General features: G+C 66.8%; 9 protein-coding genes. 2 read left to right on the forward strand and 7 right to left on the reverse strand.

Translation table 11 applies throughout. The features are described 5' to 3' along the window. Positions 1 to 12: 12 nt before the first annotated feature. Both HWX25_RS01395 and HWX25_RS01400 read left to right on the forward strand, forming a co-directional pair. A complete protein-coding gene (locus HWX25_RS01395) occupies positions 13 to 1587 on the forward strand; it encodes a DHA2 family efflux MFS transporter permease subunit (RefSeq protein ID WP_175906628.1) in 1575 nt (524 codons plus the stop codon). A gap of 16 nt (positions 1588 to 1603) precedes the next feature. After that, positions 1604 to 3046, forward strand: coding sequence for an efflux transporter outer membrane subunit (locus tag HWX25_RS01400; protein WP_175906630.1), 1443 nt, complete (start codon positions 1604 to 1606; stop codon positions 3044 to 3046). A 60-nt stretch (positions 3047 to 3106) separates the two neighbouring features. On the opposite strand, the gene HWX25_RS01405 is transcribed toward HWX25_RS01400, so the two are convergent. The 7 genes from HWX25_RS01405 to HWX25_RS01435 all read right to left on the reverse strand — a co-directional run bounded on the left by HWX25_RS01405 (position 3107) and on the right by HWX25_RS01435 (position 12178). Next, positions 3107 to 3517, reverse strand: a complete 411-nt coding sequence (locus tag HWX25_RS01405; RefSeq protein ID WP_175906878.1) for a TIGR02594 family protein — start codon at positions 3515 to 3517, stop codon at positions 3107 to 3109. Between the two features lie 355 nt (positions 3518 to 3872). Then, positions 3873 to 5690 (reverse strand): glutamine--fructose-6-phosphate transaminase (isomerizing), encoded by a 1818-nt coding sequence (glmS, locus tag HWX25_RS01410; RefSeq protein WP_059531768.1) that lies wholly within the window; start codon positions 5688 to 5690, stop codon positions 3873 to 3875. A gap of 47 nt (positions 5691 to 5737) precedes the next feature. Next, on the reverse strand, positions 5738 to 6826 hold the full coding sequence (locus HWX25_RS01415) for a hypothetical protein (protein ID WP_175906632.1): 1089 nt from the start codon (positions 6824 to 6826) through the stop codon (positions 5738 to 5740). A 92-nt stretch (positions 6827 to 6918) separates the two neighbouring features. After that, on the reverse strand, positions 6919 to 9072 hold the full coding sequence (locus tag HWX25_RS01420) for a hypothetical protein (protein ID WP_175906634.1): 2154 nt from the start codon (positions 9070 to 9072) through the stop codon (positions 6919 to 6921). Positions 9073 to 9369: 297 nt separating this feature from the next. Beyond that, positions 9370 to 10140, reverse strand: coding sequence for a hypothetical protein (locus HWX25_RS01425; RefSeq protein ID WP_175906636.1), 771 nt, complete (start codon positions 10138 to 10140; stop codon positions 9370 to 9372). Between the two features lie 14 nt (positions 10141 to 10154). Then, positions 10155 to 11171, reverse strand: a complete 1017-nt coding sequence (locus HWX25_RS01430) for a YaiO family outer membrane beta-barrel protein (RefSeq protein ID WP_175906638.1) — start codon at positions 11169 to 11171, stop codon at positions 10155 to 10157. 11 nt (positions 11172 to 11182) lie between these two features. After that, a complete protein-coding gene (locus HWX25_RS01435; RefSeq protein WP_175906640.1) occupies positions 11183 to 12178 on the reverse strand; it encodes a polymer-forming cytoskeletal protein in 996 nt (331 codons plus the stop codon). Positions 12179 to 12180 lie beyond the last annotated feature (2 nt).

The raw sequence follows: 12180 nt of genomic DNA on the forward strand, positions 1-12180 counted from the left end.
CGGGAGCCTGCGATGACCACCGCGTTTTCCGGCGACCCCGCGTCGCAACCGACGAAGCAGCGCGTCTTCGCGTTCGCGCTGATGTGCGTCGGCTTCTTCATGGCGACGCTCGACATCCAGATCGTCGCGTCGTCGCTGCGCGACATCGGCGGCGGCCTGTCCGCGAGCCAGGACGAGTTGTCCTGGGTGCAGACGGCCTACCTGATCGCCGAAATCATCGTGATCCCGATGTCGGGCTGGCTGTCGAGGGTGATGTCGACGCGCTGGCTGTTCGTCGCGTCGGCCGTCGGCTTCACGATCACGAGCATGCTGTGCGGGCTCGCGTGGGACATCAACTCGATGATCCTGTTCCGCGGGCTGCAGGGCGCGCTCGGCGCCGCGATGATCCCGACCGTGTTCACGACCGCGTTCGTGCTGTTTCCGGGCAAGCAGCGGCTGATCGCGTCGACGACGATCGGCGCGCTCGCGTCGCTCGCGCCGGCGATCGGGCCGGTGATCGGCGGCTGGATCACCGATCAATGGTCGTGGCACTGGCTGTTCTACCTGAACCTCCTGCCGGGCATCGCGGTGGCCGCGCTGGTGCCGCGCTACGTGCATATCGACGCACCCGATCTCAGCCTCATCAAGCGCGGCGACTATCGCGGCATCGCGCTGATGTCGGGCTTCCTCGGCTGCCTCGAATACGTGCTGGAAGAAGGCCCGCGCAAGAACTGGTTCAGCGACGATGCGATCGTCATCTGCGCGTGGATCTCCGGCATCTGCGGCTTCCTGTTCATCGTGCACGCATTGACTGCGGAAGACCCGATCGTCGATCTGCGCGCGCTCGCCGTGCGCAACTTCGGGATCGGCAGCCTGCTGTCGTTCGTCACGGGCATCGGGATCTTCGTGACGGTGTTCCTGACGCCGCTGTTTCTCGCGCAGGTGCGTGCGTTCAGTTCGCTGCAGATCGGCATCGCGCTGCTGTCGGTCGGTGTGTTCCAGCTGCTCGCGCTCTGCGCGTATGCGTTCGCCACGCGCTACTTCAGCATGCGCGCGCTGCTCGTGTTCGGGCTCGTCTGCTTCGGCCTCGGCTGCTACCTGTACACGCCGATCACGCACGACTGGGGCTGGCGGGAACTGCTGCTGCCGCAGGCGCTGCGCGGCATCGGCCAGCAGTTCAGCGTGCCGCCGATCGTGACGATGGCACTGGGCTCGCTGCCGCAATCGCGGCTGAAATCGGCGAGCGGCCTGTTCAACCTGATGCGCAACCTCGGCGGTGCGATCGGCATCGCGGTGAGCGCGACGATGCTCAACGACCGGCTCAACTTCCACTACCTGCGCCTGAACGAACACGTGAGCGCCGGCGAGCCGCAGGTCGCGTCGCTGCTCGATCGCCAGACCGCGTACTGGACCTCGGTGGCCGGCAACACGCTCGATACCGCGCAGGCGGGCCTCGCGAACCTGCACCGCCTGATCTATCGCGAAGCGCTGACGCTCACCTACGCGGATGCGTACTACGCGCTGTCGCTGTGCTTCGTGGTCGCGCTGCTTGCCGTCGCGTTTTCCCGTCCCATCACCCTGAACGCGCCGCCGCCGGACGCGCACTGAAGCCAAGGTCGTCATCATGAAAAAGCTACTCGTCGCGCTGGCCGTCAGCGCATTCGCCGCAGGGTGTGCGGTACAGCCCGCGCAGCACCCGGCGCTGCACGATTCCGTGCAATCGCTCGCGCCCGCCGCGTGGGACACCGACGTGCCGCGCGCGGACATCGACGCCGCCGCGTGGTGGGCGCAGTTCAACGACCCCGTGCTCGACCGGCTGATCGCGACCGTGCTCGACGGCAACCTCGATCTGCAGGCCGCGGCCGAACGCGTGAAGCAGGCGCAGGCGCTGACCGTGCAGAAGCGCGCGGCGCTGCTGCCCGAACTCGACGCGACCGCGCGTGCGTCCGACGCGCGCCAGAACACGCCGCCGCCGCTCGGCTACGTGCGGCAGGCCGGCGCGGGACTCGCGCTGAGCTGGTCGCCGGACGTGTTCGGCGGCGAACGGCTCAACCTGCTGGCGGCGCAGGCCGAGCTGGTCGGGCAAAAGCACGCGGAAGACGCGATGCGGCTCGCGCTCGCGGCCGATGCGGCCTCGGCCTATGTGGATCTGCGCTGGGCGCAGCAGGAACTGGTGATCCTGCAGGACAACGCGGCGATCCGCCGGCATGCGCTCGAACTCACGCGCAAGCGGCAGGCGTTCGGGTTGTCGACGGAGCTCGACGTCACACGCGCGCAGAACCAGCTCGATGCGCTCGAAGCGCGGATTCCGCCAACACAGGCGCAGATCGCGCATCAGCTCAACCTGATCGCCGTGTATTCGGGCCGCACGCCCGAATCGATCGACCGGCTCGTGCTCGCGCAGGCCGGCGCGATTCCGGCGCCGCCTGCCGGGTCGCCCGCCACGCTGCCGTCGCAGGCGCTGCTGCGCCGGCCGGACGTGCTCACCGCGTACGCCCAGGTCGAGCGGCGCGCGGCGCAGGTCGGCGTCGCGAAGGCCGAGCGGTATCCGAAGTTCTCGCTGAACCTGACGGACGGGATTCTGGCCGCGTCGTATCTCGGGTTGCCGACGCTGACCGACAACCTGTTCAGCGCGGCGTTGAGCGCGACGAGCCCGATCTTCAACGCGGGGCGAATCACCGCCGACATCACGCAAAGCGAAAGCCGGATGCGCGAGTCTGAACTCGGGTTGCGGCAGACGATGCTGCAGGCGCTGCGGGAAGTCGAGGACGCGCGTGCGAACCTCGTCAGCAGCGATGAAGCGACGCGGCGCCTCGATAGCGCGCTCTCGGCGTCGGACAAGGCGCTCGGGTTGGCGAACCAGCTCTACAAGGGCGGCGCGACGGATTTTCTGGACGTGCTGTCAGCGCAGGAGGTGTATCTGCGGGATTCGGATGCGCTCAATCAGGTCCGGCGCGAGCATGCGCTGGCGGCGGTCGCGTTGTATCGGTCGCTCGGCGGTGGGTGGAGCAGGAACGAGGCGGTGGGTGAAGCGCAGGCCGTCGCTGCCACCGCCGCGCGGGAGTGACCGCGGCCATGCGATGCCGGCGCCGTCGTCCGCGCACGTGAAGCCGGGCGTGCGGCGCGATCAGCCCGCGACGGGCCACCGGTATCCGATCACCTCGCTCACCGGATACGCAAGCTCGCGCACTTCCTCCAGCTGATTGCCGCCGAACAGGTGCACACGCTCGTCGTCGTGACGCAGGTAGAACCCGACGTGCCCCTTCCAGCTCGCCGGGTCGTCGCGCGTCAGGATCGCGATGCAGCCGTACACCGGACGCTCCAGAGGCCGCCCCCATTCGAGCCACGAACGCGCGAGCGCCGACCCCGTGCCGCGAATGCCCGCATGCGTCATGCACCAGTTGACGAACGACGAGCACCACGAAATCTTGTCGTCGTAGCCGACGAGATTCGTGTGGTTGTTGTATTCGACGATGCGCGGATTGATGCTGCCGGGCGGGAAGCGGCGAATGCCCAGCTCGGCCAGTGCGACGGCCATCCACGGCGGATGGCCGGCTGGCGGGTTGCCCTCGGGGTTCGATCGGATCACGACGGTCTCGATGGAATGCGGGTGGGATGTCGCTCGATCTTCGCACGAATGCGGCGGTATGGTGGTGTCGATTCGGGTCGCCCTGTTCGTATCGACGGTGCCGCGTGCACCCGTCGTCGTTGCCGGCCGCTGTCGCCGCTGCCGATTCAACACAAAGAAGCGAACAATGCGCCGGATTTTTTCCTCTCGTTCGAATTCGAAATGCGGCGCAAGTTGTTCCGCATCGACGACGATGCTCCCCCGGGCCGCGTCATCGCGAAACCGCCCCGCCTCGCGGCGGGGCGATTTCGTCGCCCCCTCCCCGTCACTCCACCGTCACCGATTTCGCGAGGTTCCTCGGCTTGTCGATATCCGCGCCGCGTAGGCAAGCCGCGTGATACGCGAGCAGCTGAAGCGGCACGACATGCAGGATCGGTGACAGCAGCCCGTAGTAATCCGGCATGCGCAGCACCGACACGCCTTCGCCGTTGTCGATCCGCGTATCGGCATCGGCGAATACGTAAAGCTGCCCGCCCCGCGCCCGCACTTCCTGCATGTTCGACTTGAGCTTCTCGAGCAACGCGTCGTTCGGCGCAATCGTCGCGACCGGCATCGCGTGCGTCACGAGCGCGAGCGGCCCGTGTTTCAGTTCGCCGGCCGGATACGCTTCCGCGTGGATGTACGAAATCTCCTTCAGCTTCAGCGCCCCTTCGAGCGCGATCGGGTAATGCAGCCCGCGCCCGAGGAACAGCGCGTTCTCGTGCCGCGAGAATTCCGCGGCCCAGCGTTCGATCTGCTGTTCGAGCGCGAGCACGTCCTCGAGCGCGTTCGGCAGCCGTCGCAACTGCGTCGTATAACGCGCGAGCTGCGCATCGTCGACGTAGCCGCGCAGCCGGCCGAGCGTCACCGCGAGTATGAACAGCGCAACGAGCTGCGTCGTGAACGCCTTGGTCGACGCGACGCCGATTTCCGGGCCGGCGCGCGTCAGGAACCGCAAGCCGGTCTGGCGCATCATCGCGCTGGTCGGCACGTTGCAGATCGCCAGCGTATCGATGTGGCCGAGCGCCTGCGCATACTTGAGCGCGGCGAGCGTGTCGGCGGTCTCGCCGGATTGCGACACGCTGACCACCAGCGTGTTCGGCAGCGCGAGCGCGTCGCTGTAACGGTATTCGCTCGCGATCTCGACCTGCGCGGGCAGGCGCGCGATCGTCTCGAGCCAGCGGCGCGCGGTGAGGCCGGAATAGTGACTCGTGCCGCACGCGAGAATCAGCACGTTGTCGATCTGTTCGAACGCGCGTGCGGCATCCGGGCCGAATATCGCCGGATCGAACAGCCCCGCATCGGGAATCGTCGCGGCGACGGCCTGCGGCTGCTCGAAAATTTCCTTCTGCATGAAATGCCGATACGGCCCGAGCTCGACCGCGGCCTGCGCCGACGAGACGGTCTGGATCGGGCGATCGACCGGCGTGCCGCCACGCTCGAGGATTCGCACGCCGCCCGGCGTCAATTCGACGATGTCGCCTTCCTCGAGAAAGATGAAGCGATCGGTGATGCCGGCGAGCGCGAGCGCGTCGGATGCGAGAAAACATTCGTCGTCCTTCAGGCCGACGACGAGCGGCGATCCGACCCGCGCGCCGATCAGCCGCTGCGGCTCATGCTTGCTGAACACCGCGATCGCGTATGCGCCGTGCAGTTGCGACGTCGCATCGCGCACGGCGGCGAGCAGATCGCCGCGATACTTGCTGTGAATCAGATGGGCGACGACCTCGGTGTCGGTCTGGCCATCGAACTGGTAGTGCTCGTCAGACAGTTGCCTGCGCAACGTTTCATGATTCTCGATGATGCCGTTGTGCACGAGCGCGATTTCGTCGCGCGAGAAGATCGGATGCGCATTGCAGGTGGCGGGCGCGCCATGCGTCGCCCATCGCGTATGCGCGATGCCGGTGCTGCCGGACAGCCCGGCGCTGCGCACGTGCGCGTCGAGATCGGCGACCCGCGACACACTGCGCTCTCGTCGCGCCTGGCCGTCGACGACGGTCGCCACGCCGCATGAATCGTAGCCGCGATATTCGAGGCGGCGCAAACCTTCAATCAGAATCGGAACGATGTTCCGTTGCGCGACCGCGCCGACGATGCCACACATGACACGTCTCCTTCCCTGTTTCCGTTCATCGACCGTGCGCCGTCGTGTCAGCGCGATCCGGTCACCGTTATCTCCGCCGTCGTGAACCCGCATTTGGCGGGCGCGAGCGGGTCGGCCATCCGGCTTTCGAATGCCAGATACAGCGCCTCCTCCAGTACGTTCCAGTGCGAGCCATGACGGTACGGGCCCGAGCGCGCATACCAGCAGGCGACGGTGCTCCAGTCGTTCATCTTGAATGCGACCAGCGCGATCAGCCCCCACGGAAAATCGGAGCCGGCCAGTTGCATCCAGGTCTTGCCGTACTTCTGCATCCACTGCGCATAGATCGTCTCGTTCGACTGGTCGGGCACCTGGATGCCGGACAGGATCGGGAAGATCTGCGCGACTTTCGCCGGATAGAAGCTCGTGTCACTGATTTTCTGCGTGCTCGCGCGAAAGCCGGATTGCGTGCCGCGCCAGAACACCTTCACGATCGCCGACGACAGCCGGTCGGCGCGCTGGCTCCACGGCCCTGCGCGCGCGTAGTCGGCGCGGCGCACGTAATACGCGGCGAGCGCCTGGAACGCGCTGTGCACCTCGACGTTATCCATCAGCAGCGCGACATGCAGCGACGACGAGATCTGATAGACGCCGCTCGCCTTGTCGAGCAGCGTGTCCAGGTGCGCGCCCGCGCGGTTCAGGCTGAGTTCCCAGGCAGCCGGCATCCCGTCGGCAGGCGCAAAGCGCGCGAGCAGTTCGATCCAGGTCGCCATCATCGCGTCGTCCGCGTCGGCTTCCGCGCACGGGCCGACCTGTCCGCTCTTCACGCAGAAGCGGTCGAATCCGCCGTCCAGCCGCTGGCGCGGCAACACCCATCCGATCCACGCGAGTGCGGCCTGATGGGCATCCATATGGGTGTCGGCGGCGGCAAGCAGCGCCTTCGCCGCGAAATAAGGATCGATGCCGGCGCCGTTCAGGCGCACGGTGATCGCGCCGTCCGGGCGTTGATACAGCCCGTTCAGCTGAAGTTCGGCGGCGCCCGCGTGCAGCACGGAGCAGCACGCGGCGACGCAACAGGCAACGCGCCATGCATGGCACAGCCTGACAAGGGCCGCCACGCACGCGCGTGCGGCCGGGAAAAGCGCGGGCCGGTTCATGATCGGGGGCTCCTGCGCGGTAGTCCTGCGCAATTCGCGCCGGGCGCGGCGTTGGCCGCGTCGCGCGCCGGCGAGTGTATCGACGTTGCGGCTCAGTGCACCTTGGCGCTGGTGAACTTGAGGCTGGTGCCGCTATTCGCGGTCACGAGCCAGTACGTCGAGTCGGTGATATTCACGCTGCCGCTGCCTTGCGTGATGATCGGCAATGCATACGCGGCCTTCGGCAACAGCCACGTCATGTTCGTCAGGCTGGTCGGGTGGCTGGCGGAGAAAGCCCAGCCGCTACCCGTGTCGGTAGCCGACCACGTGACGTTCAAACGCGCCCGGTCGAAGATCGTTATATCGCTCATCGTGTACCACCGGAACTGACCGAGCAGTTTCAGCGAATTGGCTTGCGTGAAGATCGCGGACAACGTCGACGGGTAGAACGACGCGCCGTACGGGTGCGCATAGATCAGCCGGCTCGTGCGGTTCGCGACGACGAAGTTCATCAGCGCGGCGTACCAGTTGTTCACGTCGGTCGTCGGCACTGCGTACTGCTGGAACTCCTCGAACGTCGCGTATTTGCCGAACGGCATCACCGGGTACGCCCACAGCCCCGGGTTCAGCAACGCGCCGTTGCGATATGCGCGGGTCGGCGCCGAGCCGGTGTGGCCGGTGAAGTAGTACCCGTTGAAGCCATTGCTTTCGAGCCAGTTCACCGACCAGGTCGGCGTGTTGCCTTCCGGCGCCGCGTATTCGACGTCGGGCTGGAGCGTCGCGGCCTGCACGGCCTGGTGGTTCATCACGAGGTACTGCGTGAACGTGCTCGCGTTCGTTTCACTCGCATTCGCACCCCAGTAGTCGTGAATCCAGCCGCCGTGACTGCCGACATGATGGCCCCTGCTGACGAAGTACTTGAGGAGATTCTGCGCCGTCGGGTTGTTGGCGAGATTGATGCCGTCGCCGTCGCCGAAGGTTGCCTCGTCCGGACCGGCCGTCACGACGAGCGAGAACGGTCCGTTGTTCCACACGCCGAGGCTCTTCAGGTAAAGCGCCGGCTGGATCTGGTCGCCCGCGCAGAAGTGCCAGTTGAACACGAGCCCGGCCTGCGCCTTGGGCAGCGGCGACAGCGACGGAAGATTCAGCATCTGCGTGCCGAAATAATGCAGGTAGCCGTGAATCAGCATGCCGTCGGTCTGGCCGTCGAGGTAGGCGAGCGGCAGGTTGACGAACAGCACGCCGCCGTTGCCGTACGGGTTGTAGCCCGACACCAGCCCGAACGTCGGCGAGGTCAGGATCGTCGTGCCGGAATACGTGCCCTGCGTGACGAAGCTCGGATAGGTCAGGAAGCCGTACACGTAGCCCGAAATCCCTTCGAGCGTGTCGGTGGTGGTCGCCAGCGTGGATGCAAGCGTGTTGGCCGTCGTTCCGGTCGCGGTGCTCAGCAGCGAGCCCGCGCTATACGTCGTGGTCTTCTTCAGCTTGCCGGTCACGGTGCCGGTCAGCTTCGGGAGCGTCTGGCTCAGCACGCCGCTGCCGGTGGGCGACGTCGTGTACTGGAACCATGCCTGGTGGTTGTAATTCGCGAGGCCGCCCGGGTTCGACGGGCTGGCCGCCAGGAACAGCGCGCTGCCGGACGTCGATGCCGACGTCTTCGACGAGCCGGAGCTGCTCGTCGACGCGAACGAAGTCGTGGGGCTGGCGGCCGTGGTCGCCGAAGTCGTCGTCGTCCATGCCATCGACTTGCCGGGGGGCACTTGCAGCGTGCGCAGCCAGCTGCTCATGCCGGTCACGTTGCCGAGGCCGATCATGTTGCCGCCGTATTGGTCATACAACACGTAGTCGACGCCGACCATGTTGCTGAAACGAGACTTCGGGCTCACGTAGAAGCCGGCCGAGTTCAGTACGCCGAAATCGTAGACGAGCATCACCTTGCCGCCGTTCAGCGCATAGTTCTGGATTGCCGTCACGAGCGCGTCGGCGGCCGTCGTATGCACCTGGTCCGGCAGGATCAGGCCCGGATACTGCGACAGCGACGAGCCGGCGGCCATGAACTGGCTGTCGGTCATGACGGTGATCTGCAACCCTTCTTCCTGCGCGGTATCGAGCCACGCGGACACGCGAGAATCAGGCAGCGTCAGCGTGTCGGGCACCAACAGGAGAAGCTGGTTGGTGGCCGCCCGAACGCCGCCCGGACTGAATGCGAACGCCAGCGCGAATAGCGCGAACAGTATCCGCAAGAACTTGCCTGACTTTGCCAACATGGTGTGCTCCTCGCTTAAGGAATGGGTGGCGCCACAGCAGCGATGAGCGTGCCGCCAGCTCGGCCCACCTTGCCCGGTAGATGTGTGCGGCTGCCCAGTTCGTCGAGCATCGAACGACGTCGGCCATCGGCGGCCGTGCCGTCGTCTCCGTTGGAAACGAATCGATGCGACGCAGGAAGAGAAGCGAACAACGTGCCATTGGCTCCGAAAGCCCTGTCGTGCTCGCTCGGTGCGTCGCGTGCCATGCGGTGCGGCGAAAAACGCGGCCGAATCGTTTCATCACTGATACGGCGGCGTTTAGCACGAATCGTCGGACGGATTCGTCAGCGAGCCGGGCCAGCTCGCGCAGTAGGTATAGAGCGTGACGAGCAGGCCGATCAGCAGCGGGCCGCCGAGCAGGAAATAGCAGAACGGCAGGAACAGCAGCGAGCCGTGATGGATGACGACCGCGTGCAGCAGCATCACGAACGGCAGCGCGAACACGAAGTAGCCGACCACGAGAAGCGATGCGGCGATCTTCTGAAGCGGCGTGAAATCGAGCGGGTAGTAAAGCGCGGCCATCACCAGCGGAATCAGCGCGATCGCCGCGCCGTGCAGTACGAACATGTCACGCAAATGCAGCATCGGCACGTACGGGAACGCGCCCGGCGCGAGCCAGAAATACGCGCAGATCAGTAGCTGCGTGAAGCTCGCGATACGTAACAGATATGCAACGGGCAACCAGTTCGCACGCCGGAAGAACGACGCGCCGAAGCCGATCGCGCACAGCACCGCAGTCACGGCAAGCTGCGTCCCGCTCGGCATTCGCGCGGCGAGATCGATCGACAGCAGCGGGACGCGCGGCGCATCGGGCGGATAGCCGATCACGATCACGTGCAGCGCCGGATCGATCTCGTGCGCCCCCCACGCCATGACCGCGCGCCAGTAGCGCCACGCGAGCGGCAGGCCAAGCCACAGCAACGCATAGAGCGTCGGGGTCAGCAGCACGATCGATATCAGCCAGCGCTGTGGATGCGGATGGATCCGCAGCGAACGGTCGACGGGAGGACGGACGGGATGCGTCTGCATGGCGCCCGTTCCCGTTACCAGCGATAGAACACGCTCAGCTCGCCGCCGATCCGTGAATAGTAAGGGTTATGGTAGTAGTCGAATTCGACTTGCGTACCCCACTTGCGCGTGAACCAGTAGCGCCATTTCGCGATCACTTCGTGACTGCGGAAATCGGCGATCTGCGAACCGGATCCGGTGACCTGATACGCCTCGCGGCCGAACCCGCCACGCAGCACGATCACGCTTTTCCCGACCTCGCCGTAGGTGACGGCGCCGTAGTATTGCGGCGCCTTCACCGACCCCGGCGAATCGACCGTGTAGTTCGTACCCGCCTCGAAGATCCACTTCGGCAGCGCATACCAGATCACGCCGGCGTGATACAGCTGATCCCGGTGGCCGCTGCGGTTCCATGCATAGCCGGCGCCCAGCGACACGATCAGCGACCTGTTGGACAACAGCTTGCGGTTGATCGAGAGGTCGACGCGCGCGCTCGGCAGGAGCGTCCCGGACGTCGTGCCAGAAAAGCCGATCCCGCCGAACCAGTCCGGTCCCAGGTCCTGCACGTACGTCAGTGCGCCGAGCTGCGTGTTCTCGCCGAAGCGATGCAGTTGCGCCAGCTCGCCGAGTATCGTGCGGCCGCCGTCCTGATAGACGCCGCGCACGTGCACGCCGTACCAGTCGCCATACCCGTGCGTCAGGTGTGCGCTGGACACGCCGAGCGACATCTCGGCATGCGGCTCGCTCGGCGCCTGCACGTGCGCGATCACGGCGTCGGGCAACGGCGGCCGGTTCGTATCGTCAGGCGAGAATTCGGCGAGCGGCGTGCCGTCCGGCAGGCCGTCGGCGGACACGCGCACGAACGTGGGCGCGTCCAGCGTGCGCGGCACGATGACGGGCACGACGGCGTCGGGCGACTGCGCGGGTACCGGCGCGCCGGCATCATCCGGCTGCGCCGCGAGCACCGGGAGCGGGCCGACGGCAACGCCGCACAGCACCGCCAGAGCGGCGACCGGAGCGCGCGAGCCGCGACGGCGGGAACGATCGGACATGGAGGCGCTCCTTAACGGGCTGCGTGGAACCAGCCGCTGCGGCATGCGACGAGGTCGCCGTGCACGCATGCATGGCCGACGACCGAAACGTCGCGCGCACAGGCGCTGACAGGATGACCGGCCACGCCGATGCGCGCGCCGGTCAGGCGCAGCAGGCCGCCGGCCGATACGACGCCGTCGATGCAGCTGCCGCTGGCGAGCAGCACGTCGTCCCGCGCGAACACCGAGCCGTGCAGCAACGCGTGGCGCTCGAGCTCGACGCGATGCGCCTTGACGCCACCGCGCAGCACGCAACCGTCGCCGAGCACCAGCGTGCCGTCCACGACGAGGTTCCCCTGCACGACCGTATGCGCGGGCAGACGCACGTCGCAGGGCAGCAGGTAGCGGCCGTGCACGTAGCGATGCGGCAGCGTCGAGAAGTGGCGGGTCAGCGAGATCGCACGGCGCGGTGCGACGGCCGTATCGTCGGTCGGCACCGTCGGTGCCTTGCCGAACACGATCGGCTCGCCGTACAGGCACGCGAAGCCGCCGGCGCCATGCAGGTATACCGTCCCGCCCACCACGACGCCGCGCAGCACCGCGCTGTCGACATCGATCTGCGGCGCGTGCGCGAGCATGCCGATCGTCGCGCCGGCATGAACGTCGATGCGCTGCTCGGCGAACGCATACGTGGCCCGCGCGCCGCGGTCGAGCGTGATCGCGCGATCCGCGTACAGCACATCCTCGCAATGTTCGTCGTGCACGACGCGGATCTCGTCGTCATGCCGCACCAGGAGCCCGAGCGCGTGCCACGGCGGCATCGCGGACGCATCGGCCGGCCGCGCACCGCCCGCGTGCGCGCGCAGCGCATCGCGCCAGCGCGCGGCGAGCAGCGCCTGGTCGACGAACGGTCCGTCGCCGATCGGCAGTGCCGCCACGTCGCTGCGCCGGATCAGCTCGTGCAGCAACGGCAGGAACGGCAGGCTCAGCACGCCTGCCACCGGCACCATCACATTGAAGGTCGTCATCG

The sequence above is a fragment of the Burkholderia sp. BCC1640 genome, from assembly GCF_902833125.1.
Classification (GTDB): domain Bacteria; phylum Pseudomonadota; class Gammaproteobacteria; order Burkholderiales; family Burkholderiaceae; genus Burkholderia; species Burkholderia diffusa.